Here is a 26,686-nt window from a genome sequence, read left to right on the forward strand (position 1 = left end):
ACTCGAGGTACAGCCACGGAGCTGTACCAACAGGGCACGTTCAACGCCAATCACGTGGCTATCCACGTAAAGAATACGGCGTATCAAACTTTGGCCGCGCCCTAATCGGCGCCAAGCATGCCCAGCGAAACCGGGGTGGTCAAGGTGCATGGCCGGTACAGTTCTTTGCAGTATGGGCGACAATCAACGCGTGACAGGGACGCCGATTTACACAAAAGGCATCAGCTCGGCGTGTGCCGGTGTTGAAACATTCATTTCAAGCTGATGTTTGGCATCAAGGTAATGTTGGCTGAACACGTCGAAATAAGCGTCCAGTGCCGACGCAGCCTCGGTATCACCCGCCAGATCGAGACACAACGCCGCCACTTCGGCGGTGCATAAATGCTCGCTGCGGGTCGATCGGCGCAATCGATACCGCGACAGTTTCTCGGGCAACAGGCTCAGGATCGGAAGCCGATCAAAGTAGGGGCTTTTGCGGAAAATCTTCCGGGCTTCTGTCCAGGTGGCATCCAGCAGAATGAACAGCGGACGCTTCGAACGATCGGCATCGACGCTGTTTGTGACACGCTCGGGTTCGACGTACTCACCCGGAAACACCAGATAGGGCTGCCATTGCGGGTCTGCCAGCAGCGCCAGCAATTGCTCATCAACCTCCGTACGCGACCAGATGAATGCATGGTTGTCGCGCACCACATCGGCGATCAGCCAACCGGTGTTGCTCGGTTTGAACACTTCCTTGTTGGTCATGATCAGGCACACGCCAGAACGGGCCTCGACTTGCGGGCGCCAGGCGCACAGGCAGTGGCTCTCGATCACGCGGCAGGCTCGGCAACGCGGTGCCCTCCAGCCTCGGGCCTGAATCGGCTTGATGCCCTCTTCCTCTCGCTCATCGCGCAAGCGGGCTACTGCGTTTGCAGCAAAGCGTGGGGGTGCAGGGTTCATCGCAGGCAACGCCGGCAGGGGAAGAAAATCGACACGAAAAACACTCGGCAGGGCAGAAAGTGGCGGCAGTTTATCAGAGCAGCCGGCGCAAGCCTGTACCGTCCAGGCCTCGTCCCCTATAATTCGCCGCCACTGAACGCACAGTCATGTGACAGGTCGAACCACCAGTCACTGAACCAGGAGAGTTTCATGCTGCGCCTTATCGTTCCCACCGCTGCCATTTTGCTGGCGTCGTCCTTCAGCGCTCAGGCTGCTTCCTTGAGTGAGCAGAATCTCAACAGAGAGCTGCGAAACGTCGCCACACAAAGCAGTGTTGGTACTCCACGGGCGATCAACGAAGACATTCTTGATCAGGGCTACACCGTCGAAGGCAACACGCTGATCAACCATCTAAGCGTACAAAGCAGCCACGCCAACAAGATGCGTGCAGACCCGAAAGCCGTGTATTTCCAGCTTGGCGCCTCTGTATGCAACAACCCATCGTTCCGCAAACTGATGGCCAAGGGCGCAGTCATGCGTTACGACTTCACAGAGGTGAAGACCAACCGCTCAGTCGGCTCTGCCAGCTATCAGGAATCGGACTGCCCGAAAGCGGCTCCGACCAAGAAGAAGTAATCATCGGGAAGTGGCGCGCCGCTGTTCATCCTCGGCGCGCAGTTCTGCCAACAACGCCTGCAAATAACGTGAACGTCGGTCGGCGCCCTCCAGACGTCGGCAACACTCCTCTTCGAGACTCAAATGATTGGTCTCGGCCGATGACTTCAGTAATCGATACAATTGCGTATCGATCTCCAGAATGACTCTGGCCATAGCTTCCCGCCTCCCTGCACCTCGCCCTTGCTTGAGCGATAAAATCCTTGAACCGCTTGTAACGTGCGTCCTGCCTTTGACGCAAAGTTGTCGTGTCGTGCCTGTAATTTAGTAAATCAGACTGTCGGACACTCGCCTTGCGTTCAGACGAGCGGTGAAAGCACCTTGCGAATCGCCAATAAGCGGTTGCCAGGAAAGACTTTGCAGCGCAATGATCAAGTCAGCGAAAAACGCTGCGAGGGTCTAGATTCATAGAGTTCACGTTCACTTTTCAGGGCAGGAAAGGGGCTGCCCATTGCGCGTCTTATTGTGCGAATGTTTCCTTCATCCAAGGGAAAAACAGAGCCTGTATGGAAGGAGAAGTTGATGCCTTACCAACCGAATGACCTCCTGAGCCGTCATTTTGAAGAAAGCGGCCACGACCTCATCAGCAAGGTCGAAGAGCAACTCAACCTGGTTTCACCCAACAGCCCGAACATCCCGATCTACCGCGACATGATCCTGACCGTGCTACGCATGGCCCAGGAAGATCACAACCGCTGGAATGCCAAGATCACCCTGCAAGCCCTACGCGAACTGGAACACGCCTTTCGGGTACTCGAGCAATTCAGGGGGCGCCGAAAGGTCACCGTTTTTGGCTCGGCCCGAACACCGATAGAACATCCGCTGTACGGTCTGGCCCGGGAACTTGGCGCCGCGCTGGCGCGCTCAGACCTGATGGTCATTACCGGTGCCGGTGGCGGCATCATGGCCGCGGCCCACGAAGGTGCCGGCCTGGCACACAGCCTGGGATTCAACATCACCCTGCCCTTCGAGCAACATGCCAATCCCACCGTGAACGGCACTACCAACCTGCTGCCCTTCCACTTCTTCTTTACCCGCAAGCTGTTCTTCGTCAAGGAAGCTGATGCGCTGGTCCTGTGCCCTGGCGGTTTCGGTACCCTGGATGAAGCGCTGGAAGTGCTGACACTGATCCAGACTGGCAAAAGCCCGCTGGTGCCCGTGATATTGCTGGATGCTCCCGGCGGCAAGTTCTGGCAAGGCGCGTTGGACTTCATCCACCATCAACTGGAGGAGAATCGCTACATCCTGCCGACCGATATGAAACTCGTCAGTCTGGTCTACAGCGCGGAAGAGGCTGTGGAGCAGATCAACCAGTTCTACAGCAACTTCCACTCCAGCCGCTGGCTCAAGCATCAATTCGTGATCCGCATGAATCACAAGCTCAGCGACCAGGCGCTCGAACACATGCAAGAGGCATTTGCCGACCTGTGTCTGAGCGATCATTTCCATCAACACGCCTACAGCGGAGAGGAACACGACGAACCGCAGTTCAGCCATTTGGCGCGACTGGCCTTCACCTTCAATGCCCGTGATCATGGACGCCTGCGGGAACTGGTGGACTACATCAACCTGCCGGAAAACTGGGCGCAGTCCAAACCCCAGGTGCAACAGCGCACGCGGGAACCGTCCAAGGTTTCGTAGACAAAAAAAACGGCCCGCTATCGAAATAGCGAGCCGTTTCAGTCAATCGTCCATCCCTCGGCCGCTGAACAAGCGGCTGATCATTTCCATGGAATATCCCCGATAACTCAGGAACCTGCCTTGTTTGGCACGTTCCCGGGCGTCTATCGGCAAATGCCCGGAAAACTTTCGCCGCCAGGTGTCTTCCAGTTGTTCCTGCCAGTTGATACCGCTCTCGCGCAAAGCAAGTTCGATGTCGGTACGTTGCAGGCCCCGCTGGCTCAACTCTTCGCGAATACGCAAAGGGCCATAACCGGAACGGGAACGGTAGGAAACAAAGCTTTCGAGATAACGGGATTCGGACAGCAGGCCTTCTTCCGTCAAACGGTCGAGTGCCGTGTCGATCATTTCAGGGAGGGCGCCGCGTTGACGCAGTTTACGCGTCAACTCGACTCGACCGTGCTCGCGTCGCGCGAGCAGGTCCATTGCGGTTCGCCGCACCGCGACGAGTGTATCGAGTACGGCGGTCATCGGATCAATCAGATATCAGCGTCAGCCAGGTCATCAGCAGTCTCTTTGACTGGAGATGCTTTAACGTCTGGCGCCGGGGTCAGCAACTTGTCACGCAGTTGCTTCTCGAGCTTGGCGGCGATTTCCGGATTGTCTGCCAGGAACTTGGCCGAGTTGGCCTTGCCCTGACCGATCTTGGTGCCTTCATAGGCATACCAGGCGCCGGACTTCTCAACAAAACCGTGCAGCACGCCCAGGTCGATCATCTCACCGTTAAGGTAGATGCCTTTGCCGTAAAGAATCTGGAACTCGGCCTGACGGAACGGCGAAGCCACCTTGTTCTTCACAACCTTGACGCGGGTTTCGCTACCGACAACCTCGTCACCTTCTTTCACCGCGCCAGTACGGCGGATGTCCAGACGAACCGAAGCGTAGAACTTCAGCGCGTTACCACCGGTGGTGGTTTCCGGGCTGCCGAACATCACACCGATTTTCATACGGATCTGGTTGATGAAGATAACCAGGCAGTTGGCGTTCTTGATGTTACCGGTGATTTTACGCAGCGCCTGGGACATCAGACGGGCTTGCAGGCCCACGTGCATGTCACCCATTTCGCCTTCGATTTCAGCCTTTGGAACCAGAGCTGCCACGGAGTCGACGATGATCACGTCAACCGCGTTGGAACGCACCAGCATGTCGGTGATTTCCAGGGCTTGCTCGCCGGTGTCCGGCTGCGAAACCAGCAGGTCGTCGACGTTGACGCCCAGTTTGCCGGCGTATTCAGGGTCAAGGGCGTGTTCGGCGTCGACGAATGCGCAGGTCGCGCCGGCTTTTTGAGCCTGGGCGATCACCGACAGTGTCAGCGTGGTTTTACCGGAGGATTCAGGACCGTAGATTTCAACGATACGACCTTTTGGCAGACCGCCAATGCCGAGCGCGATGTCCAGACCCAGAGAGCCAGTGGAGATAGCCGGGATCGCCTGACGGTCCTGATCGCCCATACGCATTACGGCACCCTTGCCGAATTGACGTTCGATCTGACCCAGGGCCGCAGCCAAGGCTTTCTTCTTGTTGTCGTCCATTAAAGTCCTCACGTAATCAATAAGGCCTGACGGCCAACACCTGTATAAGTAGCCAGTATTATTCCACAGCGTTTCAGGATCGCCTACCCCTGATTTGAGATTTCTCCAGCAGCATGGCGCAGCAGCCCCTCTAGCGCGGCCTTCACCGTTTGTCGGCGGACCTCGTCACGGTTGCCGGGAAAGTATTGCACCTCACTGAACACCTGTTCACCAACGCCCCAGGCCAGCCACACGGTGCCCACCGGCTTGCTCGGCGAACCGCCATCCGGTCCCGCCACACCGCTGACCGCCACGGCAAAATGCGCCCGGCTTTTTTGCTGCGCGCCGCGGACCATGGCCTCGACCACCTCGCGACTGACCGCCCCCACCGTCAAAAACAACTCGACCGGAACATTCAACTGCTCGGTTTTCTGGCGGTTGGAGTAAGTGACATAACCGGCCTCAAACCACGCCGAACTCCCCGAAATACGGGTGATCGCCTCGGCAATCCCGCCACCGGTACAGGATTCGGCGGTAGTGACGTGGGCATTGAGCACCTGCAAGCGTCTGCCAAGTTCAGCAGCCAGCTGAGTGATATCTTTCACGGTCATCTCCTGAGCAAGCGGAATGAGAACTACCGTACACGAGCGTAACGCGCTTGCAAGGCGCAGGATCAATCAAAATGTTAGCGAGCGAGGGCTCTGACATAGGCCTGACACGCCTGCAGGGCAATCAGTCCGCTATCGCCTGCGTCGGTGATGGCGATAATTCGCTGAGCATGCGCCGGGTCAAGTCGGGCGCGCGCGACTCCATGATCCACGCTGCCGGCTCCGGAGGCGGTTGGCATTGCACAGACAGAGGCGGTGTCATGGGCATCGAGGAGGACTGACAGGCGCACATCAGCAGTGGCAAGACGATCGCGCAGGCGATCTTGATCACGTTGGGCATCGCTAAGCGCTCGGTAATGGGTTTGTTCGCTGGTCGACAGTCGCTGTTCCAGCGCCAGGCGCTTGTCCTGCTCGGTCTGTTGCTGCGTCGCGGCTGCCAGGGTCAGCTGATTCAGCGCCTCGGCGTGCACTCTCGCCTGTTCCGCCAGTTGCCCGCCATAACGCCAATCCTGAAAACGCCAGGCCAACGCCGCTGAACCACCGGCCAACACAGCCAGAAACACAACAACGCCAATGACGCGGTAAGACATCGGCATCAAACCGAAGGCTGGCATAACACCGCCCTCGCCCGCGCCCAGAGTTGCAAGCGATCCTGCAAACCGTTCAGGCCGCCGTTGATGCGGCGGGTGATGCTGTTGAACTGGTCGCGGTCGGCCAGTTCATTGAAGCCATTTTGCTCCCAGAACCACGCGGCCGATTCGGCGGCCCACCGAGGCTTTTCCAAAAGCCCTGGCAAAAACAGTAAACGATCATCACCGAAGAGTCCGAGACTGCACTGACGGTAATTGTCGCGACCGGTGATCTGAATCAGGCCTCGGCCACGGTATTTTTGACCGTCGCCGTCGGGCTCTGGCGTATTACCCAGGCACATAGCCAGTGCGCCAGTGTCGTACTTGCTCAAGTATTGAGCGCTGCCCAACTCACGCACGTACTGTAACTGCCCCGACTCGTGACCGACTTGCGCAAGGAACGCAGCGATGCGTTTCGGGGTGTTGATGTTCCGGTGGGTCATGGCGGTGTTGAGTGCATAAATGAAAACGTCCGCTTGGGAGCGAGCGTTGGGCATAACGATCTGTAGTTGTTGCTGCGTAACGGTCATATAGCCTCCAGAATGCCGGCAGCCACGCGATTGTCGAGGGTTGGGCAGTGATCACGCAGCTGGGTAATCAGGGGGGTGATCTTCATGGTGTTTTCACCGGGCAATAAAAAACCCGCTGGTTGGCGGGTTTAAGTGAAAGGTACTGGCCTTGGGAAACCCGCGTCCTTGCGGGTCGGATGCCGGTCGGCACCGCTGCTCGCCATTCCATTGGGCTTGATGTTCAGTGATCCTGGCGGGTATCTCGCGGCGGCACTTCGCAAACGCCAATCCGCTTGGCCGCCCAGCGTTCATAAAGGCCAATGGCAACATCTGCCCCGGCCATCGCTGTAAGGCAACCGAACGCGCAAGCCGTCCAGATCGACACGCCGGCGGCATACAGCAGCATGATGGCCGAGACCCCGCAGACCATACAGGCCCCGGATCGCAAGGCCAGACGCCGCAGCAATGACCAGCCGCGGGCGCCCTCCTTGTCGGCGCGCCACATTTCGCCGGACACCCCGCCCACCAGGGCGAGGACAATGACGAGCCAGATCGGCATGTCCAGCAACGCTTGTTGCTCGCTTGTCATGTCACGCCTCCTGGGGGTGAGTGGCCCAAAACGGAAAAGTCCTGCGCAATAAAACAAGACGCCCTGCCACCTGGCAGGGAGTCCTTGTCTCTACCCTTAAAACTCCCAACCGATATGACCGTAAGTTGGATACGGTGCAGTACCGTTATGCTCGGGACTTGTGGTGTTCGGGTAGTAGATTTTTCGAGCGCGAATGGTCGGCGTATAGCCGAAACGCGCCCAGACAGGCACATCCTGGACGATCGCCAGGCTGCCATTGGGTTGAAGGCGCAAAGAAGCCCCCGGACGGCCACCGGTTCCCGAATTCCAAAGCGGAACGTCATTCGCTGCATAAACAACGAAGTTGCCGTCTGCCTGGAACACCGCCTTCACCGCGCCTTTGTTCTGCGTATAACTGGCCCAGCGAACACTCCAGTTCGGGCCGTAGTTCACAACGTTACCGTCGCCCTGGAAGATGATGGCGCCGTCACCGGCAAAGTAAGGCTGCCCTCTGACCAACTCGGAGGGGCCCGGGAAAATGACCGCGGCGCTTCCCGTCACGACAGGAATTGACGGAGTACCATTCCAGAGCGTCTGCGAGTCGATGATCACAATGTTGCCGTCGTCCTGCACTTGAAGATAAGTGCGATTCGCGGCTGCCTCGACACTGTCCACTGCCGTGGTATTGACCGTCGTCCAGCAACGGTTACGGGTGTGGTCTACAAGAACCCCGCTGTAATACACGTAGAAACAGTTAGGCACCGCTGCTACAGGATTGAGGGTGTTCGTGTAAGCGTTCCCGTCCGCCACCCAGGCAAGTGCGCCATTATCGTAGAGCGCCAGGTTCATGTCCGGTTGCAGCAGCAGTTTGAACCGCTTGCTCGGCGACTCGAGATACTGACCCGGGCTCATCGAGTTGCGCGGTGGCAACACCGGGCTGCCATTGTTTGTGAACTGAATACGGGGTGGTCCTAGTGGTCCTGCCATTTTTATCGCCTATTGAGTCGAATGGTTTGGTGCGCAGGATTGCGCTTTCATGTCGCTCAATGGCGATCGCTCAAGGCTCGCGGCCTTCACATGATTCAATGTTCCGCATCGGGAGCATTTGATCTGGAGCTCGGTGTACTCACCCACTCGGGCGAGAAGTCTTTTGCACTGCCCACATCTGCAGTCTTTCAACATTGAGATGCCTCCTGGCTTCTGCCGGATCCTTTCTGTAGTTGAGGTTGATAAACCTCGGACGAGGTAGGCATTCCAAAAAGCCCGGCGCTTGCCGGGCTTTTCAGTAATGCGGTCCTTCGCGTTGACCTTTCGGCGCTACTGGCGCGGTACGGATCGATTCAAATTGTTTTTCCGACCGCGGTCCCTGCCCGCCGGATAACTGCTTGTGGTGCTTTACGCTGCACACCCGGGTCAGTTGCCAACCCTCTGAACCGTTGAGGCCGGTTCATCGCTGCCTTTGTGGTGGAACTAAAGAGCTTCGTTTCGAGCTGCTTTTGAGCTGCTTGAGACAAAGAATATGCATGGATGCATATACAGTCAATGCATAAATGCATTTATTTGTGCATTGAAAATGCATTGCCGCATGAAAGCCCCGCAGGCAAAGGCGCTGACGGCTTTTCGACAGGCGAAAAAAAACCCGCTCAATGGCGGGTTTTATCTGACAGCGGTGAGGTTAACGGGCGTACATGCCCCACCAGAAGACGTGACCGAGGATGACAATCTGCTCTTCCTGGATTTCCTGGAAGGTGTAGTCCTCGTCCGGATGTTCATCGCGATTGAAGCTGCGCAGGCGTATCCCGGTAGGCAGGCGATAAAGCTGTTTCACCCGCAGCTGGCCGTTATGGTTGATGGCATAAAGGTCGCCATCCACGATATCGCCGATCCCGCACTTGCCGGCGTTAACGCCGACGGTGGCGCCGTCGCGCAGTACCGGCAACATACTGTTGCCGCGCACCGTCACGCATTTTGCCTGGTCGAACTGAACGCCGTTGTGGCGCAGACTCCGCTTGCCGAAGCGCAGGCTAGAGCGTTCGCTCTCTTCGATGACGAACCTTCCTGATCCTGCAGCCAATTCAACCTCGCGAAGAAAGGGGACCGATACCTCGTCATCATCGACAGGCGTATCGTCGTCCCACAGACTTATGTCCTTGAGTTCCGAATGCGATTGATCGCGCCCGGTGCTGGCTGCCGACGCGACATCCGCTCGGCCCCGCAACTGGTCGGTGCTGACGGCGAAGTACTCGGCGATCTTCGAGATGTGTTTATCCGAGGGATCGACGATCTTCCCGCTGAGGATCCGCGAGAGAGTGGATTGAGGCACGCCGGTGCGACGGTGAAGCTCCGTGGGGGAGATCCCGTGCTGATCGAGCAGCGCTCTTAGTACGGTAGAAACATTGCGTTTTTGCATAAAGCGCATAGTGCTTGTTCTTTTCACGGAAGACAAATGCCAAATTGCATAAATTGCGCATATGCCGTGCATAGACAGAAGAAATGTATCGCAGGGCTTTCATGCCTGCGTCGGGTGGACCGCCCATGTTAACCTTGCGCCCATCGCGGAAAAGCCGGGCCGATGCCCCTCCTTTGCCCTACACCTTTCAACGAATTTGCCTGATTATCCGATGAATAAAGCCCTCTCCGATCTGTCCTCGCACACGCCAATGATGCAGCAGTACTGGCGCCTGAAAAACCAGCACCCTGACCAGCTGATGTTTTACCGCATGGGCGACTTCTACGAGATCTTCTACGAAGACGCGAAGAAGGCCGCCAAATTGCTGGACATCACCCTGACCGCCCGTGGGCAGTCGGCGGGTCAGGCGATTCCGATGTGTGGGATTCCTTACCATGCTGCGGAAGGTTACCTGGCGAAACTGGTGAAACTCGGCGAGTCGGTGGTGATCTGTGAGCAGGTCGGCGACCCGGCGACCAGCAAGGGCCCGGTGGATCGTCAGGTGGTGCGGATCATCACGCCCGGCACGGTCAGCGATGAAGCGCTGCTGGATGAGCGTCGAGATAACCTGATCGCGGCGGTGCTGGGTGACGAGCGTCTGTTCGGTCTGGCGGTGCTGGATATCACCAGCGGCAACTTCACCGTGCTGGAGATCAAGGGCTGGGAAAACCTGCTGGCGGAACTGGAGCGCGTCAATCCGGTGGAGCTGATGATCCCGGACGACTGGCCGAAGGATCTGCCGGCGGAGAAACGTCGTGGGGTTCGTCGCCGTGCGCCGTGGGATTTCGAACGTGATTCGGCGCTGAAAAGTCTCTGCCAACAATTCTCGACCCAAGACCTGAAAGGTTTCGGCTGCGAGAACCTGACCCTGGCCATCGGTGCCGCGGGTTGCCTGCTCAGCTACGCCAAAGAAACCCAGCGCACCGCCCTGCCCCATTTGCGCAGCCTGCGTCATGAACGCCTGGACGACACCGTGGTGCTGGACGGCGCGAGCCGTCGCAACCTGGAACTGGACACCAACCTGGCTGGCGGGCGCGACAACACGCTGCAATCGGTGGTCGATCGCTGCCAGACCGCCATGGGCAGTCGTCTGCTGACCCGCTGGCTGAACCGTCCGCTGCGGGATCTGACCGTGTTGTTGGCGCGCCAGACCTCGATCACCTGCCTGCTCGACGGTTACCGCTTCGAGAAACTGCAACCGCAGCTCAAGGAAATCGGCGACATCGAGCGGATCCTGGCGCGGATCGGCCTGCGTAATGCCCGCCCTCGTGACCTGGCTCGCCTGCGTGATGCGCTCGGTGCATTGCCTGAGTTGCAAGTGGCGATGACTGAGCTGGAAGCTCCGCACATCATTCAACTGGCGAAGACCACCAGCACCTACCCGGAACTGGCGGCCCTGCTGGAAAAAGCCATCATCGACAACCCGCCGGCCGTCATCCGTGACGGTGGGGTATTGAAAACCGGCTACGACGCTGAGTTGGACGATTTGCAATCGCTCAGCGAAAACGCCGGGCAGTTCCTGATCGACCTCGAAGCCCGCGAGAAGGCCCGCACCGGCCTGTCTCATCTGAAAGTCGGTTACAACCGCATTCATGGCTACTTCATCGAGTTGCCAAGCAAGCAGGCTGAGTCGGCGCCAGCAGACTATATCCGTCGCCAGACGTTGAAAGGTGCCGAACGCTTCATCACGCCGGAACTGAAGGCGTTCGAAGACAAAGCGCTGTCAGCGAAGAGCCGCGCCCTGGCGCGCGAGAAGATGCTCTATGAAGCACTGCTCGAAGATTTGATCGCCCAGTTGCCACCGTTGCAGGACACCGCCGCGGCACTGGCCGAGCTGGACGTGCTGAGCAACCTTGCCGAACGTGCGCTGAACCTTGATCTGAACTGCCCGCGCTTCGTCAGTGAGCCGTGCATGCGCATCAGCCAGGGTCGTCACCCGGTGGTCGAGCAAGTGCTGACCACGCCGTTCGTGGCCAATGACCTGAACCTCGACGACAACACCCGCATGCTGGTGATCACCGGTCCGAACATGGGCGGTAAATCCACCTACATGCGCCAGACCGCTCTGATCGTGCTGCTGGCACACATCGGCAGCTTCGTGCCAGCAGCCAGTTGCGAGTTGTCTCTGGTGGACCGGATCTTTACCCGGATCGGCTCCAGCGATGACCTGGCCGGCGGGCGTTCGACCTTCATGGTCGAAATGAGCGAAACCGCGAACATTCTGCACAATGCCACCGAGCGCAGCCTGGTGCTGATGGACGAAGTCGGTCGCGGCACCAGCACCTTCGACGGTCTGTCCCTGGCGTGGGCTGCGGCCGAACGCCTGGCGCATCTGCGGGCTTATACGCTGTTCGCCACCCACTACTTCGAGCTGACCGTATTGCCAGAAGCCCAGCCGTTGGTAGCCAACGTGCACCTTAATGCCACCGAGCACAACGAACGCATCGTGTTCCTGCACCACGTGCTGCCAGGGCCTGCCAGCCAGAGCTACGGCCTTGCGGTTGCACAGTTGGCCGGCGTGCCGAGCGAAGTGATCGTGCGCGCTCGCGAACACCTGGGCCGGCTGGAAGCGACCGCCCTGCCTCATGAAGTTCCCAAGACTGCCAAAGGCAAACCGGCCGCGCCGCAGCAAAGCGACATGTTCGCCAGCCTGCCGCATCCGGTGCTGGATGATCTGGCCAAACTTGATCTGGACGACATGACCCCGCGTCGCGCGCTCGAAATGCTCTATGCACTAAAGACACGGATCTAACGCACTTGCCTGCAAGCTGTTAGAATCTCGCGCGGTTTGGGATGCTGCTGGCTTATAGCCTGACCAGCAGACTATCGCTCCCAAACCTGGCGACCCCAACGTGAAGGGGCTCCGCTGCCGCCGCCTGAGGAGAAAATTAGAAATGACCTTCGTCGTCACCGACAACTGCATCAAGTGCAAGTACACCGACTGCGTAGAAGTCTGTCCGGTGGACTGCTTTTACGAAGGCCCGAACTTCCTGGTGATTCACCCGGATGAGTGCATCGACTGCGCACTGTGCGAACCAGAATGCCCTGCCGTGGCCATCTTCTCCGAAGATGAAGTCCCGGAAGACATGCAGGAGTTTATTCAGCTGAACGTTGAGCTGGCGGAAATCTGGCCCAACATCACCGAGAAGAAAGTATCGTTGCCCGATGCCGAAGAGTGGGATGGCGTCAAAGGCAAGATCAAAGATCTCGAACGCTGATTACCCCCGCGTTCTCGAAAAGGCCCCTTGTGGGCCTTTTTGCTTTTCTGCAGGCAAAAAAAGGGGCGGTTTGACCCGCCCACATTTTTTCCCTATTCCCTGTGTTCCTTTTCATCGTCCTGATGAATCGCTTCCTGCGATGTCCTTCCCCCTCATCCTTGAAGGGCGTGTCTGTCCGTCGACACAGTTCAGATACTAGAGAGTTCCCTACCAAGAGCAATCACCCCCGTTAGCTGAAACTGGCTGTCACACGCTATTAATCTTAAAAAATAAACATACAAATCAATCAGTTAATCATCTCTCACGTAGGAATATGTACGACTGCTACTCATTGAATTAGCGAACACTTACGAAAGAGTAAGCAAACACTTACAGCGAGAGACTACAAACCTGAGGTGATGACGGAGGGAGCTTCCAACCTGTCTCTGAGGCAATAAAAAACCCCGAACCAGTCGGGGCTTCCTAATGCCAGCCAGCAAATTACTTATTGAAACAGCGACTCGCTCGACAGGCCATTCTTCTCGAGAATCTCCCGAAGACGCTTCAGGCCTTCAACCTGAATCTGTCTGACCCGCTCCCGGGTCAGGCCAATTTCCAGGCCTACATCTTCAAGCGTGCTGCTCTCGTGACCGCGCAGGCCGAAGCGGCGTATCACCACTTCACGCTGCTTGTCGGTCAGCTCCGAGAGCCATTGATCGATGCTCTGGGACAGGTCGTCATCCTGCAACAGTTCACATGGATCGGTTGGACGGTCATCGGTAAGGGTGTCCAGCAGGGTTTTATCCGAATCCGGACCCAGCGAGACGTCGACCGAAGAAACCCGCTCGTTCAGGCCGAGCATGCGCTTGACCTCGCCCACTGGTTTTTCCAGCAGGTTGGCAATTTCTTCGGGCGAGGGTTCGTGATCGAGTTTTTGCGTCAGCTCCCGTGCAGCCCGCAGGTACACGTTGAGCTCTTTGACCACATGGATCGGCAACCGGATGGTCCGGGTCTGATTCATGATCGCGCGCTCGATGGTCTGACGAATCCACCAGGTCGCGTAGGTCGAAAAGCGGAAGCCGCGTTCGGGGTCGAACTTCTCTACCGCCCGGATAAGACCGAGGTTGCCCTCTTCGATCAGGTCAAGCAGCGACAGACCACGATTGACGTAACGCCGGGCGATTTTCACCACCAGCCGCAGGTTACTTTCAATCATGCGTTTGCGCCCGGCCGGGTCTCCACTTTGCGACAAGCGCGCAAAATGAACTTCTTCTTCGGGGGACAGCAGAGGGGAAAAGCCAATCTCATTGAGGTACAGCTGCGTGGCATCGAGTGCACGCGTGTAGTCAATGTACTTGTGTTGCTTTAACGAGGCGGAGTGTTTGGATTTGGCACGAACGGAAGGTGGAGCTGCCCCTTCATCATTCGACATCGAATCCGTCCCGATGCCGCTCTCCATCAGGAGAACCTCATCGTCGATGTCAAACTCCGGCACTTCTTTACTGAGAGCCATTGTTATAGTCCTTTGGTGAGTTCGACCTCAGGCTCAAGCGGCGCCTATATCCTTGGCAACGCTGGAGCCTGTTCCCTCTACGTGACGGAACAGGCTGGAAAGCGATCAACGACGTGGCAGGAATTGCAGCGGATCTACAGGTTTACCTTGTCGGCGAATCTCAAAATGCAGCTTCACCCGGTCTGTACCCGTTGACCCCATTTCGGCAATTGTCTGTCCGACTTTGACCTGCTGCCCCTCCCGAACCAACAGCCTGCGGTTATGTCCGTAGGCACTGACGTAGGTATCGCTGTGTTTGATGATGACTAATTCGCCGTAGCCCCTTAAGCCACTCCCGGCGTATACCACCGTCCCATCAGACGCAGCTAAAACAGGCTGTCCCAAATCCCCGGCGATATCAATTCCTTTATTCAAACTGCCGTTTGAAGAGAATTTTCCAATGAGAATGCCATTAGATGGCCACCCCCAGCCGGTCGGGGCCGGACCGGCAGGAGGCATCGGAGCAGGGGTCGGCTTGCTGGCGACGGACGGTGCAACCACTGCTGTGCTGGTGGTTGCGCCATTCGCCTGGCGCCGGATAACCGTGGTTTTCAGCGACGAAGAAGGCGTTGAATCAATGGAGCTGGCCACCGGCGTCGGCGTTGAACCGGTGCGACCGTCAAAGCGAATCGTCTGACCCGGATGGATCGTATAAGGCGTAGGAATGTTGTTGCGTGCCGCGAGGGCTTTGTAGTCCCAGCCGTAGCGAAAGGCGATGGAGAACAAGGTGTCTTTAGGTCGGACGACGTATTGACCCGTGGTCACTGCCGGACGCTGGGCGACGGCTTTGTTGCGATCGACGACGCGTACTTCGCTCGATTTGTTGCTGGAGCAACCGACTAGCAAGGTGCTCAAGACAAGGCCAGTCACCAGGCGCTGAAAGCTCGTTTTACCCATTCGCTGCGCAATGACTGTGAGACTCACCCGCCGCTCCCTTTGTGGTGGCTGAAAATTTGGATTGCCGTGTTCTGGCATGAAATGTCGCAAGTATAACGGGCCGTGCAGGCTTTACCTTTAATGAAGCGAAATGGCTTCGCGCACACGTTTGCTGCCTGACGATGAATCCCGTTTAACTGATCGATGCCGCTGTAAGACAGGAGCAATCGAAGAGAATTCAGCGCCCTGAAACAAATGCTCAGGCGAGCGGCCCATTGAGTAACGGGACGAAGCGAACAGCCCCCAGAACACGCCTGGAAAAGCCCTGCTCTTCCCGGATGATCAGCATCAATTGTTGAACCTCACCCGATCCGACCGGGATCACCAGCCGCCCTCCCGGCGCCAATTGATCAAGCAACGCCTGAGGTACATCGGTCGCCACCGCGGTCACGATAATGCCGTTGTACGGCGCCAGCGCCGGCCAGCCTTCCCAACCATCGCCCCAGCGGAACACCACGTTGCGCAGGTTCAGTTCCATCAGGCGTTCCTTGGCCCGGTCCTGCAGAACCTTGATGCGCTCGACGGAAAATACCCGCTCGACCAGTTGCGACAGCACCGCCGTCTGGTAGCCCGAGCCGGTGCCGATTTCCATCACCTTGTCGAGAGGACCTGCCTCCAGCAGCAACTCGCTCATCCGAGCCACCATATAAGGCTGCGAGATGGTCTGGTTATTGCCGATCGGCAGCGCCGTGTCTTCGTAGGCACGGTGAGCCAGCGCCTCGTCGACGAACAGGTGACGCGGTGTACGGCGAATGACTTCCAGCACCTTGGCGTTGCAAATGCCCTCTTCATACAGGCGCTGAATAAGGCGCTCACGGGTCCGTTGCGAGGTCATCCCGATGCCACGACGTAGAATATCGTCTTGTTCACGAGCCATTAGTTCAGCCCCTCCAGCCAGCCATCGAGACTTCTGAAGGCATCATTAAAGGTGCGATCCAGTTGCAGTGGGGTGATTGAAACATAGCCTTGCATCACCGCATGAAAATCGGTACCCGGGCCGCCGTCTTCGGCATCCCCCGCCGCCGCAATCCAGTAACCGGATTTACCGCGCGGATCGACCACTTTCATCGGCGCTGCAGCACGTGCGCGATGTCCGAGGCGGGTCAGCTGAATACCGCGGATGTGGTCCAGCGGCAAATTGGGAATGTTCACGTTCAGTACCGTACGCGGTGGCAGTTCAAGGTCCGCGTGAGCCTCTATCAGTTTGCGCGCAAAGTACGCGGCTGTGGGAAGGTTCTCCACTTGCCGTGAGGCCAACGAAAAGGCAAACGAAGGACGCGCCAGGAAACGTCCCTCAAGGGCCGCCGCCACGGTGCCGGAATACAACACGTCATCACCCAGGTTGGCGCCGAGGTTGATGCCCGAAACCACCATGTCCGGCTCGCGCTCCAGCAAGCCATTGAGGCCCAGGTGCACGCAATCGGTCGGTGTGCCATTGAGGCTGATAAAACCGTTGGCCAGGGTTTGCGGGTGTAACGGACGGTCGAGCGTCAGCGAGCTGCTGGCGCCGCTTTTGTCTTGGTCCGGGGCGATAACCACACATTCGGTGTAATCCGCCAGCGCAGCATAAAGCGCGGCGAGACCGGGTGCGGTTACCCCATCGTCGTTAGAAATCAGAATACGCATGGGCTGTCCGTCTGCCCCACCGGCACCAGATCAACAAGCTCGCGCACCAATACGGTGGCGAAGCATCCGGCCGGGAGGACGAATTCCAGTTGCAGAATGTCAGGCTCGGGATAATGCCACGTCAACCCACCAATGGGCAGCCGCAGGATGCGACGTTCGTGGCTCATACCGGCGTTAATCAACCAATCACGCAAGTCCGCTTCGCGAGAGGCGATTGCCTGCTCCAGTTCATGGACAGCGCCCGTCGTCGGCGAGTCACCTTCACCCCACTGCGGACCGGTCGGGTGCAGATCGAGAATTGCCAGACGCGGGTCGCTGCACTCGGCTTCACCGGCCGGAAAGAAGCTGCGGCTGTCGGTGAAGGCCAGCAGATCGCCAACCTGGGCACGCTGCCAGCTGCCATCGGCGACACGCGCCGCCAACACCTGATTAAACAGAAAACTGCGCGCCGTAGAGAGCAGACGCGAACGCACGTTGCGCTGTTCCGGCAACGCTTTACGCGCCGCCCAGGCACGGGCATCGACCACGTTACCGCCGTCAAACCCAAAACGCTGGGCGCCGAAATAATTGGGAATACCTTGCTTGGCGATCAGTTGCAGACGCTCCTCGATCGCCGCTTTGTCGCCAGCGAATTGCGTCAGTCGCAACGTGAAGCCATTGGCCGAGTGGGCACCGCGTTGCAGCTTGCGTTTGTGCCGGCCGGTCTTGAGGATCTTCAGCGTATCGTTTTCCGCCGCCGACAGATCAGGATCGGCCTTGCCCGGCAGCTGCACGCTGAACCACTGGCGAGTCAGCGCCTGACGATCCTTGAGGCCCGCGTAACTGACGGTGCGCAATGGCACGCCCGCTGCCTTGGCGATCCGCCGTGCCGCTTCTTCGGTATTCAGACCGCGCTTTTCCACCCAGATCCACAAGTGTTCGCCATCACCACTGAGGGGGATATTGAGGACTTCATCGACCTGAAAATCTTCCGCCGTGGCTTTCAATACTGCGGTGCCGAGGGCTTCGCCATAGGCCCGAGGGCCGAGCAATTGCAGTTCGTTCATGCGCGCAGCAACAAGGCAACGGAGTGCACGGCAATGCCTTCTTCGCGACCGACAAAGCCGAGCTTTTCGGTGGTGGTAGCTTTCACGTTCACTTGATCCAACTCAACTTGAAGATCCGCGGCAATCAGCGCGCGCATCGATTCGATATGCGGGGCCATTTTCGGCGCCTGGGCGACGATGGTGTTATCGACGTTGCCGACTTTCCAGCCTTTGGCGTGGATCAGTGCGACGACGTGACGCAACAGCACACGGCTGTCAGCGCCCTTGAATGTCGGGTCGGTGTCCGGGAAGTGCTTGCCAATATCACCCAGCGCAGCGGCGCCGAGCAAGGCATCGCTCAAGGCGTGCAGCAGGACGTCACCGTCGGAGTGAGCGAGCAGCCCGAAGCCGTGTGCAATCTGCACGCCGCCCAGAGTAATGAAATCGCCTTCAGCGAAACGGTGCACATCATAGCCGTGGCCAATACGCATAAAAAAACGCCCCGATTTTTGTCAGGGCGTGATTCTACCTGCTTTGTCGAACATTAGGCGCTTAGAGCGCGCCCATGATGTTGCAAGTGTTCGTCGATGAAACTGGCGATGAAGAAATAGCTGTGGTCGTAGCCGGGTTGCAGGCGCAACGTCAGCGGATGACCGGACAGTTTGGCGGCCTGTTGCAAGGCTTCAGGCTTGAGCTGGGTGGCCAGGAAATCGTCGCGATCACCCTGGTCGACCAGCAGCGGCAACTTCTCATCAGCCTCGGCAATCAACGCGCAGGCATCCCACTCGCGCCATTTCGACCGGTCTTCACCCAGGTAGCGGGAAAAGGCCTTCTGCCCCCATGGGCAGTCCATCGGATTGTTGATCGGCGAGAACGCCGACACCGACTGATAACGCCCCGGATTACGCAACGCGCAGACCAAAGCACCATGGCCACCCATGGAGTGACCGCTGATGCCGCGCTTGTCCGACGCCGGGAAATGGGCTTCGACCAATGCGGGCAATTCCTGCACGACATAGTCATGCATCCGATAGTGTCGGGACCAGGGTTCCTGCGTGGCATTCAGATAAAACCCGGCACCGAGACCGAAGTCCCAGGCGCCATCCGGATCACCCGGAACATCGGGACCGCGAGGACTGGTGTCCGGTGCAACGATGATCAGCCCCAGCTCGGCGGCCATGCGCATGGCGCCGGCCTTTTGCATGAAGTTTTCGTCGGTGCAGGTCAGGCCGGACAACCAGTACAGCACCGGCAACTTGCCGCCCTGCTCCGCTTGCGGCGGCAGGTACACGGCAAACACCATGTCGCAGCCGAGCACATCGGAGCGGTGCCGATAGCGTTTGTGCCAGCCGCCGAAGCTTTTCTGGCAGGAGATATTTTCCAGGCTCATGACCGACCTCAGAAATGGATGACAGAACGGATGCTCTTGCCTTCATGCATCAGGTCGAACGCCTTGTTGATATCTTCCAGGCCCATGGTGTGGGTGATGAAAGTATCCAGCGGGATTTCGCCGGTTTCAGCCATCTCGACATAGCTTGGCAACTCGGTACGGCCACGCACGCCACCGAACGCCGAACCGCGCCAGACGCGACCGGTCACCAACTGGAATGGACGCGTGGAGATTTCCTGACCAGCACCGGCGACGCCGATGATTACCGACTCGCCCCAACCCTTGTGGCAGCACTCAAGTGCAGCGCGCATCAATTGCACGTTGCCGATGCATTCGAAGGAAAAGTCGACGCCGCCATCAGTCATGTCGACGATGACTTCCTGGATCGGACGATCGAAATCTTTCGGGTTCACACAATCGGTTGCACCCAATTGCTTGGCGATCTCGAATTTGGCCGGGTTGATGTCGATGGCGATGATCCGCGCAGCCTTGGCTTTGACGGCGCCGATCACCGCCGACAGACCGATGCCGCCGAGGCCGAAAATGGCGACGGTATCACCAGGTTTTACCTTGGCGGTATTGAGGACTGCACCGATGCCGGTGGTGACACCGCAACCCAGCAGGCAGACTTTTTCCAGTGGCGCTTCTTTTGGAATTTTGGCGACGGAGATTTCCGGCAGCACGGTGTACTCGGAGAACGTCGACGTCCCCATGTAGTGGAAAATTGGTTGGCCCTTGTAGGAAAAGCGCGAAGTGCCATCCGGCATCAGGCCTTTGCCCTGAGTCGCGCGAATTGCCTGACACAGGTTGGTTTTGCCCGACAGACAGAATTTGCACTGGCGGCATTCCGGGGTGTACAGCGGGATCACGTGATCGCCGACTGCGACGGAGGTCACGCCCTCGCCGATCGCCTCAACCACCGCGCCACCTTCGTGACCGAGGATCGAGGGGAAGATGCCTTCCGGGTCCGCGCCCGACAGCGTGTAGGCATCGGTATGACAAACACCGGAGGCAACCACTCGCAGCAGAACTTCGCCGGCCTTGGGCATGGCGACATCGACTTCAACGATCTCGAGGGGTTTCTTGGCCTCGAAGGCAACGGCAGCGCGCGACTTGATCATGTGGGTTCTCCAGTGAATAAAAACGAGACAAAGAGTGTAATACACCGCCTGACGGTGAATAATCCGGACAAAAGCAAAACATTATTGCCATACAGGGATAATCCTCGATGTCCGAAAACCGCTGGGAAGGTATCGACGAATTTGTCGCCGTGGCCGAGTGCAGCCAGTTCACGGCTGCCGCGGAACGCCTCGGGGTTTCTTCCTCGCACATCAGTCGACAAATAGTACGCCTCGAAGAGCGCCTTCAGACGCGACTGCTTTATCGCAGTACCCGCCGGGTCACTCTGACCGAGGCAGGGCAAACCTTTCTGCAACATTGCCAGCGCCTACAGGATGGTCGCGAAGAAGCACTGCGAGCGGTGGGTGACCTGACTAGCGAACCCAAAGGCATGCTGCGCATGACCTGCGCCGTGGCGTATGGCGAACGCTTCATCGTGCCGCTGGTGACCCGTTTCATGGGGCTCTATCCGCAACTGCGCATCGACATCGAACTGAGCAACCGCCAACTCGACCTCGTGCATGAAGGCCTGGATCTGGCAATCCGGCTCGGCCGCCTGCAAGACTCACGACTGGTGGCGACACGTCTGGCGCCACGACGCATGTACCTGTGCGCATCGCCGTCCTACCTGGAACGGTATGGTCGCCCACATAGCTTGTCGGAACTAAGCCGCCACAACTGCCTCATTGGTAGCTCGGATATCTGGCAACTGGAACAGAACGGGCGGGAATTTTCCCAGCGAGTGCAGGGAAACTGGCGTTGCAATAGTGGGCAAGCAGTTTTGGATGCGGCTTTACAGGGTGTGGGTTTGTGCCAGCTGCCGGACTACTACGTGCTCGAGCATCTGAAAAACGGCGAATTGATTTCGCTGCTGGAAGCCCACCAACCGCCGAACACTGCCGTGTGGGCGCTTTATCCACAGCAGCGGCATCTGTCACCCAAGGTGCGCAAGTTGGTGGATTACTTGAAGGAAGGGCTGGCCGAACGGCCGGAGTATCGAACTTAGAAAAATCTACCGGTGTGCCTGCCTGGGATTGATTGCTTGAACTACCGCTTTCGCGAGCAAGCCCGCCCCCACAGTGGATCTTCAGTGAACATATTATTTGTGCTCGTCCGAGATCAGGTGTGGGAGCGGGCTTGCTCGCGAAAGCAATCTGACAGACACCACAGCAGTCAGTGGCGGTTGGCCCAGCGCTGGCGCAACCACTCAAGGTCTTCAGGGCGAGTTACTTTGAGATTGTCGGACCGACCTTCGATCAAACGTGGCGCCAGGCCTGCCCACTCCATGGCCGAGGCTTCGTCGGTGATGACCGCATCGGCCACCAGACTGTCGGCCAACGCCCGATGCAGTGCACCAAGGCGAAACATCTGCGGCGTATAGGCTTGCCAGATCACACTGCGATCCACGGTTTCGACCACACGACCATGCTTGTCGACCCGCTTGAGAGTATCGCGTGCCGGAACCGCCAACAGCCCACCGACCGGATCATCTGCGAGTTCACCCAGCAACTTGTCCAGATCATCACGGCTCAGATTCGGCCGCGCAGCATCGTGAACCAGCACCCAATCCTCATCGTCAGCGCCTTGCGCATGCAAATGCAGCAACGCATTGAGGACCGACCCGGAACGCTCGGAACCGCCTTCAACCCGCTGAATTCGCGGATCGCTAGCACACGCCAGGTTCGGCCAATAAGGATCATCAACAGCAAGACTGACCACCAACCCTTTCAGGGAAGGATGATCAAGGAAACAGCCGAGGCTGTGTTCGAGAATTGTGCGCCCGCCCAGTTGCAAGTATTGCTTGGGACGGTCCGCGGCCATACGGGCACCGACGCCCGCGGCAGGAATTACAGCCCAGAAGGCCGGTAACGAGGGGTTCATTGAGCCAACTGGTAAAGGGTTTCACCGTCCTTGACCATGCCCAACTCATGACGAGCCCGCTCTTCAACGGTCTCCATGCCCTTTTTCAATTCACTGACTTCAGCGTCCATCACCCGATTGCGCTCAAGCAGCCCCTCGTTCTCAGCGTGTTGATCTGCGATCTGCTGAGTCAGTTCGGCCACTTGCGCCAGACTGCCATTACCCACCCACAGGCGGTATTGCAGGCCAGCCAGCAGCAGGAGCAAGACGAGGAACAACCAATTGGGACTGCGCATCGAATATCAGGTATCCAGTGAAAAAAGACAGCCATGCCAAAACTTTGAAGCTTCTGATAGCACGAAGCCTGGAAGACCCAGGCTTGTGCTTATAAGGCATCAGATTAGTGGCAAATCCATCGCTGTCGCGATTTTTCCGACACAATCCGGTGTCTTTTTACCAATAAACGATTAACCGCGGAATTCGCTACGACCGTTGTACTTGGCTTTGCCATTCAACTGCTCTTCGATACGCAGCAGTTGGTTGTACTTGGAAACACGGTCGGAACGGCACAGGGAGCCGGTCTTGATCTGGCCAGCCGCGGTGCCCACAGCCAGGTCGGCAATGGTCGAATCTTCGGTTTCGCCGGAGCGGTGCGAGATCACGGCGGTGTAACCAGCGGCCTTGGCCATCTGGATGGCTTCCAGGGTTTCGGTCAGGGTGCCGATCTGGTTGAACTTGATCAGGATCGAGTTGGCGATCTTTTTATCGATGCCTTCTTTCAGGATCTTGGTGTTGGTTACGAACAGGTCGTCGCCTACCAGCTGAGTCTTCTCGCCGATCTTGTCGGTGAGGATTTTCCAGCCAGCCCAGTCGGACTCGTCCAGGCCGTCTTCGATCGAGATGATCGGATAACGCTCGGTCAAGCCTTTCAGGTAGTCAGCGAAACCTTCAGCGGTGAACACCTGGCCTTCGCCGGACAGGTTGTATTTACCGTCTTCGTAGAATTCGCTGGCCGCGCAGTCCAGCGCCAGGGTCACGTCAGTGCCCAGCTTGTAACCGGCGTTGGCCACGGCTTCGGAGATCACTTTCAAAGCGTCTTCGTTGGAGGCCAGGTTCGGTGCGAAACCACCTTCATCGCCCACTGCGGTGCTCAGGCCACGGGCCTTCAGAACAGCTTTCAGGTGATGGAAAATCTCGGTGCCCATGCGCAGACCTTCCGAGAAAGACTTGGCGCCTACTGGCTGAACCATGAATTCCTGGATGTCGACGTTGTTATCGGCGTGCTCGCCACCGTTGATGATGTTCATCATCGGAACCGGCATCGAGTAAACACCCGGGGTGCCGTTCAGGTTGGCGATGTGAGCGTACAGCGGCAGGTCCTGATCCTGTGCGGCTGCCTTGGCGGCTGCCAGGGAAACGGCGAGGATCGCGTTGGCGCCCAGGGAACCTTTGTTTTCAGTACCGTCGAGCTTGATCATCGCGTGATCCAGCGCTTTCTGGTCGCTTGGGTCTGCACCTTTCAACAGGTCGCGGATCGGACCGTTGATGTTGGCGACGGCTTTCAGCACGCCCTTGCCCAGGTAACGGCTCTTGTCGCCATCACGCAGCTCGAGCGCTTCACGCGAGCCAGTGGAAGCACCGGACGGCGCGCAAGCACTGCCGATGATGCCGTTATCGAGAAGCACGTCCGCTTCCACGGTGGGGTTGCCACGGGAGTCGAGAACTTCACGACCTTTGATGTCGACGATTTTTGCCATTGTTGTAAACACTCCAAAGTTGACGAAAACGCTGTAGGAGCACGGCTTGCCGGCGATGGGGCCCTCAAGGACGCCATCGCTGGCAAGCCATGCTCCTACAAGAGCAGTGCGGCCAGCGGGCCTGAGCATTAATTCGTGCGGTACTTTACCGGAGAAATGAGGATTACGCGGTTTCTACCGTCGGAAAACTCTTCACCAGTTCGTCCAAAGCTTTGAGCTGGGCCAGGAATGGCTCCAGTTTGTCCAGACGCAAGGCGCAAGGGCCGTCGCATTTGGCGTTGTCCGGGTCCGGGTGTGCTTCGAGGAACAGGCCAGCCAACGACTGGCTCATACCGGCTTTTGCCAGGTCGAGGACCTGGGCGCGACGACCACCGGCAGAATCGGAGCGACCGCCGGGCATTTGCAGCGCGTGGGTCACGTCGAAGAACACCGGGTATTCGAACTGCTTCATGATGCCGAAGCCGAGCATGTCGACGACCAGGTTGTTGTAGCCGAAGCTCGATCCGCGTTCGCAGAGGATCAACTGATCGTTACCCGCTTCCACGCATTTGCTCAGGATGTGCTTCATTTCCTGAGGCGCGAGGAACTGGGCTTTCTTGATGTTGATCACTGCACCGGTCTTGGCCATCGCGACCACCAGGTCGGTCTGGCGCGACAAGAAGGCCGGCAGCTGGATGATATCGCAGACTTCAGCGACGACCGCAGCCTGATCAGGCTCGTGGACGTCGGTGATGATCGGCACGCCAAAGGCTTGCTTGATCTCCTGGAAAATCCGCATGCCCTCTTCCAGGCCGGGGCCACGGTAAGAGGTCACGGAGGAACGGTTGGCCTTGTCGAAGCTGGCCTTGAACACGTAAGGGATACCGAGTTTCTCGGTGACCTTTACGTATTCTTCGCAGACCTGCATCGCCATGTCGCGGCTTTCCAGCACGTTCATGCCACCGAAAAGCACCATTGGCTTGTCGTTGGCAATCTCGATATCGCCTACGCGGATGATCTTCTGGGCCATCGGATTTACGCCTTCTTCTGGTGTTGAACCAAAGCTGCTTTAACGAAACCGGTGAACAACGGGTGACCGTCACGTGGTGTCGAGGTGAACTCAGGGTGGAACTGGCAAGCGACGAACCATGGATGATCCGGAGCTTCAACCACTTCTACCAGGGCGCCATCACCGGAACGACCGGAGATTTTCAGACCGGCTTCCATGATTTGCGGCAGCAGGTTGTTGTTCACTTCGTAGCGGTGACGGTGACGCTCGACGATCACGTCCTTGGCGTAGCAATCGTGCACCAGGGAACCCGGTTCCAGCAGGCAATCCTGAGCGCCAAGGCGCATGGTGCCGCCCAGATCGGAGGTTTCGGTACGGGTTTCGACGGCGCCGGTGGCATCTTCCCACTCAGTGATCAGACCCACGACCGGGTGACCGCTTGCACGATCGAACTCGGTGGAGTTGGCGTCTTTCCAGCCCAGCACATTACGAGCGAACTCGATCACGGCCACTTGCATACCCAGGCAGATGCCCAGGTACGGAACCTTGTTTTCGCGAGCGTATTGAACGGCAGTGATCTTGCCTTCCACGCCACGCAGACCGAAGCCGCCAGGTACCAGAATCGCGTCGACACCTTCCAGCAGCGCAGTGCCCTGGTTTTCGATGTCTTCGGAGTCGATGTAGCGCAGGTTGACCTTGGTGCGGTTGCTGATGCCGGCGTGACTCATCGCTTCGATCAGCGACTTGTAGGCGTCCAGCAGTTCCATGTACTTGCCGACCATGGCGATGGTGACTTCATGCTCAGGGTTGAGCTTGGCGTCGACCACGGCTTCCCACTCGGACAGATCGGCGCCGCCACATTGCAGGCCGAAACGCTCGACAACGAAATCATCCAGGCCCTGGGCGTGCAGAATGCCCGGGATCTTGTAGATGGTGTCGGCGTCTTCCAGCGCAATCACCGCACGTTCTTCAACGTTGGTGAACTGAGCGATCTTGCGACGCGAGGAGATGTCGATCGGGTGATCGGAACGGCAGACCAGCACGTCAGGCTGCAGGCCGATGGAACGCAGTTCCTTGACCGAGTGCTGAGTAGGCTTGGTTTTGGTTTCGCCGGCAGTGGCGATGTACGGCACCAGTGTCAGGTGCATCAGCATCGCGCGCTTGGCGCCGACTTCGAAACGCAATTGACGGATCGCTTCGAGGAACGGCTGGGATTCGATGTCACCCACGGTGCCACCGATCTCGACCATGGCCACGTCGGCATCGCCGGCGCCCTTGATGATCCGGCGCTTGATTTCGTCGGTGATGTGCGGGATCACCTGAATGGTGGCGCCCAGGTAATCACCACGGCGCTCTTTGCGCAGGACGTGTTCGTAGACACGGCCGGTGGTGAAGTTGTTGTTCTGGGTCATGGTCGTGCGGATGAACCGCTCGTAGTGGCCCAGGTCCAGGTCGGTCTCGGCGCCGTCGTGGGTGACGAACACTTCACCGTGCTGGAACGGGCTCATGGTGCCCGGGTCAACGTTGATGTACGGGTCCAGCTTCAGCATGGTGACCTTAAGTCCCCGCGCCTCCAGGATGGCCGCCAATGAAGCCGATGCGATGCCTTTCCCCAATGAAGAAACAACACCGCCCGTGACGAATATGTAGCGCGTCATGAAAAACCCTAGAAGTCTGCGTTAAAGC

Annotated in this window: 29 protein-coding genes; 5 read left to right on the top strand and 24 right to left on the bottom strand. The window is 58.1% G+C overall.

The window, feature by feature from the left end; translation table 11 throughout:
- Nucleotides 1-207: 207 nt before the first annotated feature.
- A complete protein-coding gene (locus tag CKW16_RS08840; protein ID WP_095128070.1) occupies nucleotides 208-942 on the bottom strand; it encodes a tRNA-uridine aminocarboxypropyltransferase in 735 nt (244 codons plus the stop codon).
- A gap of 189 nt (nucleotides 943-1,131) precedes the next feature.
- On the opposite strand from CKW16_RS08840, the gene CKW16_RS08845 reads away from it, so the two are divergent.
- The gene (locus CKW16_RS08845) at nucleotides 1,132-1,557 is read left to right on the top strand and encodes a PA3611 family quorum-sensing-regulated virulence factor (RefSeq protein ID WP_033053929.1); all 426 of its coding nucleotides are present in this window, start codon (nucleotides 1,132-1,134) and stop codon (nucleotides 1,555-1,557) included.
- Here CKW16_RS08845 and CKW16_RS08850 read toward each other — a convergent pair whose 3' ends face one another.
- Complete coding sequence (locus tag CKW16_RS08850; RefSeq protein ID WP_095128071.1) at nucleotides 1,558-1,752, bottom strand: hypothetical protein; 195 nt, start codon at nucleotides 1,750-1,752, stop codon at nucleotides 1,558-1,560. It lies immediately after the preceding gene.
- 366 nt (nucleotides 1,753-2,118) lie between these two features.
- On the opposite strand from CKW16_RS08850, the gene CKW16_RS08855 reads away from it, so the two are divergent.
- The gene (locus CKW16_RS08855) at nucleotides 2,119-3,237 is read left to right on the top strand and encodes a TIGR00730 family Rossman fold protein (protein WP_095128072.1); all 1,119 of its coding nucleotides are present in this window, start codon (nucleotides 2,119-2,121) and stop codon (nucleotides 3,235-3,237) included.
- A 42-nt stretch (nucleotides 3,238-3,279) separates the two neighbouring features.
- On the opposite strand, the gene recX is transcribed toward CKW16_RS08855, so the two are convergent.
- From recX to CKW16_RS08900, 9 genes are all read right to left on the bottom strand, one after another.
- On the bottom strand, nucleotides 3,280-3,747 hold the full coding sequence (gene recX / locus CKW16_RS08860; RefSeq protein WP_046046277.1) for a recombination regulator RecX: 468 nt from the start codon (nucleotides 3,745-3,747) through the stop codon (nucleotides 3,280-3,282).
- A gap of 8 nt (nucleotides 3,748-3,755) precedes the next feature.
- Nucleotides 3,756-4,808, bottom strand: coding sequence for a recombinase RecA (gene recA, locus CKW16_RS08865; protein WP_007907270.1), 1,053 nt, complete (start codon nucleotides 4,806-4,808; stop codon nucleotides 3,756-3,758).
- Nucleotides 4,809-4,891: 83 nt separating this feature from the next.
- Nucleotides 4,892-5,392: a CinA family protein gene (locus tag CKW16_RS08870; protein WP_095128140.1), complete on the bottom strand. Its 501-nt coding sequence runs from the start codon at nucleotides 5,390-5,392 to the stop codon at nucleotides 4,892-4,894.
- A gap of 80 nt (nucleotides 5,393-5,472) precedes the next feature.
- Nucleotides 5,473-6,009, bottom strand: coding sequence for a lysis system i-spanin subunit Rz (locus CKW16_RS08875; protein ID WP_095128073.1), 537 nt, complete (start codon nucleotides 6,007-6,009; stop codon nucleotides 5,473-5,475).
- The gene (locus tag CKW16_RS08880; RefSeq protein WP_095128074.1) at nucleotides 5,991-6,554 is read right to left on the bottom strand and encodes a glycoside hydrolase family 19 protein; all 564 of its coding nucleotides are present in this window, start codon (nucleotides 6,552-6,554) and stop codon (nucleotides 5,991-5,993) included. Before CKW16_RS08880 ends, CKW16_RS08875 begins: the two co-directional genes overlap by 19 nt.
- Nucleotides 6,555-6,774: 220 nt before the next feature.
- Complete coding sequence (locus CKW16_RS08885) at nucleotides 6,775-7,122, bottom strand: phage holin family protein (protein WP_095128075.1); 348 nt, start codon at nucleotides 7,120-7,122, stop codon at nucleotides 6,775-6,777.
- Nucleotides 7,123-7,218: 96 nt separating this feature from the next.
- Complete coding sequence (locus tag CKW16_RS08890) at nucleotides 7,219-8,088, bottom strand: putidacin L1 family lectin-like bacteriocin (RefSeq protein WP_095128076.1); 870 nt, start codon at nucleotides 8,086-8,088, stop codon at nucleotides 7,219-7,221.
- 9 nt (nucleotides 8,089-8,097) lie between these two features.
- Nucleotides 8,098-8,283, bottom strand: a complete 186-nt coding sequence (locus CKW16_RS08895) for a Com family DNA-binding transcriptional regulator (protein WP_095128077.1) — start codon at nucleotides 8,281-8,283, stop codon at nucleotides 8,098-8,100.
- A gap of 493 nt (nucleotides 8,284-8,776) precedes the next feature.
- Complete coding sequence (locus CKW16_RS08900; protein WP_095128141.1) at nucleotides 8,777-9,511, bottom strand: XRE family transcriptional regulator; 735 nt, start codon at nucleotides 9,509-9,511, stop codon at nucleotides 8,777-8,779.
- A gap of 211 nt (nucleotides 9,512-9,722) precedes the next feature.
- Here CKW16_RS08900 and mutS point away from each other — a divergent pair, with 211 nt between their 5' ends.
- Both mutS and fdxA read left to right on the top strand, forming a co-directional pair.
- Nucleotides 9,723-12,302, top strand: coding sequence for a DNA mismatch repair protein MutS (mutS, locus tag CKW16_RS08905; protein WP_095128078.1), 2,580 nt, complete (start codon nucleotides 9,723-9,725; stop codon nucleotides 12,300-12,302).
- 142 nt (nucleotides 12,303-12,444) lie between these two features.
- The gene (fdxA, locus tag CKW16_RS08910; protein ID WP_095128079.1) at nucleotides 12,445-12,768 is read left to right on the top strand and encodes a ferredoxin FdxA; all 324 of its coding nucleotides are present in this window, start codon (nucleotides 12,445-12,447) and stop codon (nucleotides 12,766-12,768) included.
- 484 nt (nucleotides 12,769-13,252) lie between these two features.
- Here the strand turns inward: fdxA and rpoS are convergent, their stop codons facing one another.
- The 8 genes from rpoS to CKW16_RS08950 all read right to left on the bottom strand — a co-directional run bounded on the left by rpoS (nucleotide 13,253) and on the right by CKW16_RS08950 (nucleotide 20,397).
- A complete protein-coding gene (rpoS, locus tag CKW16_RS08915) occupies nucleotides 13,253-14,260 on the bottom strand; it encodes an RNA polymerase sigma factor RpoS (RefSeq protein ID WP_056739179.1) in 1,008 nt (335 codons plus the stop codon).
- Between the two features lie 105 nt (nucleotides 14,261-14,365).
- Nucleotides 14,366-15,223, bottom strand: coding sequence for a peptidoglycan DD-metalloendopeptidase family protein (locus CKW16_RS08920; RefSeq protein ID WP_095128080.1), 858 nt, complete (start codon nucleotides 15,221-15,223; stop codon nucleotides 14,366-14,368).
- 211 nt (nucleotides 15,224-15,434) lie between these two features.
- Entirely contained in the window at nucleotides 15,435-16,070 is a 636-nt protein-coding gene (locus CKW16_RS08925; protein WP_176471535.1) for a protein-L-isoaspartate(D-aspartate) O-methyltransferase, read from the bottom strand.
- A gap of 41 nt (nucleotides 16,071-16,111) precedes the next feature.
- Nucleotides 16,112-16,861 (bottom strand): 5'/3'-nucleotidase SurE, encoded by a 750-nt coding sequence (gene surE / locus CKW16_RS08930; protein WP_095128082.1) that lies wholly within the window; start codon nucleotides 16,859-16,861, stop codon nucleotides 16,112-16,114.
- On the bottom strand, nucleotides 16,849-17,907 hold the full coding sequence (gene truD / locus CKW16_RS08935; RefSeq protein ID WP_095128083.1) for a tRNA pseudouridine(13) synthase TruD: 1,059 nt from the start codon (nucleotides 17,905-17,907) through the stop codon (nucleotides 16,849-16,851). Before truD ends, surE begins: the two co-directional genes overlap by 13 nt.
- Nucleotides 17,904-18,377 (bottom strand): 2-C-methyl-D-erythritol 2,4-cyclodiphosphate synthase, encoded by a 474-nt coding sequence (ispF, locus tag CKW16_RS08940; RefSeq protein WP_095128084.1) that lies wholly within the window; start codon nucleotides 18,375-18,377, stop codon nucleotides 17,904-17,906. Before ispF ends, truD begins: the two co-directional genes overlap by 4 nt.
- A 53-nt stretch (nucleotides 18,378-18,430) precedes the next feature.
- Nucleotides 18,431-19,276, bottom strand: a complete 846-nt coding sequence (fghA, locus tag CKW16_RS08945) for an S-formylglutathione hydrolase (protein ID WP_095128085.1) — start codon at nucleotides 19,274-19,276, stop codon at nucleotides 18,431-18,433.
- 8 nt (nucleotides 19,277-19,284) lie between these two features.
- The gene (locus CKW16_RS08950; RefSeq protein ID WP_033059912.1) at nucleotides 19,285-20,397 is read right to left on the bottom strand and encodes an S-(hydroxymethyl)glutathione dehydrogenase/class III alcohol dehydrogenase; all 1,113 of its coding nucleotides are present in this window, start codon (nucleotides 20,395-20,397) and stop codon (nucleotides 19,285-19,287) included.
- A 107-nt stretch (nucleotides 20,398-20,504) separates the two neighbouring features.
- On the opposite strand from CKW16_RS08950, the gene CKW16_RS08955 reads away from it, so the two are divergent.
- A complete protein-coding gene (locus tag CKW16_RS08955) occupies nucleotides 20,505-21,401 on the top strand; it encodes a LysR substrate-binding domain-containing protein (RefSeq protein ID WP_095128086.1) in 897 nt (298 codons plus the stop codon).
- Between the two features lie 167 nt (nucleotides 21,402-21,568).
- Here CKW16_RS08955 and ispD read toward each other — a convergent pair whose 3' ends face one another.
- From ispD to CKW16_RS08980, 5 genes are all read right to left on the bottom strand, one after another.
- Entirely contained in the window at nucleotides 21,569-22,276 is a 708-nt protein-coding gene (ispD, locus tag CKW16_RS08960) for a 2-C-methyl-D-erythritol 4-phosphate cytidylyltransferase (RefSeq protein ID WP_095128087.1), read from the bottom strand.
- A complete protein-coding gene (gene ftsB / locus CKW16_RS08965; RefSeq protein ID WP_008028992.1) occupies nucleotides 22,273-22,551 on the bottom strand; it encodes a cell division protein FtsB in 279 nt (92 codons plus the stop codon). The genes ispD and ftsB overlap by 4 nt, the downstream gene beginning before the upstream one ends.
- 171 nt (nucleotides 22,552-22,722) lie before the next feature.
- Nucleotides 22,723-24,012: a phosphopyruvate hydratase gene (gene eno, locus CKW16_RS08970; protein ID WP_008154033.1), complete on the bottom strand. Its 1,290-nt coding sequence runs from the start codon at nucleotides 24,010-24,012 to the stop codon at nucleotides 22,723-22,725.
- A gap of 163 nt (nucleotides 24,013-24,175) precedes the next feature.
- Nucleotides 24,176-25,021: a 3-deoxy-8-phosphooctulonate synthase gene (gene kdsA / locus CKW16_RS08975; RefSeq protein WP_095128088.1), complete on the bottom strand. Its 846-nt coding sequence runs from the start codon at nucleotides 25,019-25,021 to the stop codon at nucleotides 24,176-24,178.
- 5 nt (nucleotides 25,022-25,026) lie between these two features.
- Nucleotides 25,027-26,658 (bottom strand): CTP synthase, encoded by a 1,632-nt coding sequence (locus tag CKW16_RS08980; protein ID WP_095128089.1) that lies wholly within the window; start codon nucleotides 26,656-26,658, stop codon nucleotides 25,027-25,029.
- Nucleotides 26,659-26,686 lie beyond the last annotated feature (28 nt).

Source organism: Pseudomonas sp. Irchel s3h14, from assembly GCF_900187425.1.
Taxonomy (GTDB): domain Bacteria; phylum Pseudomonadota; class Gammaproteobacteria; order Pseudomonadales; family Pseudomonadaceae; genus Aquipseudomonas.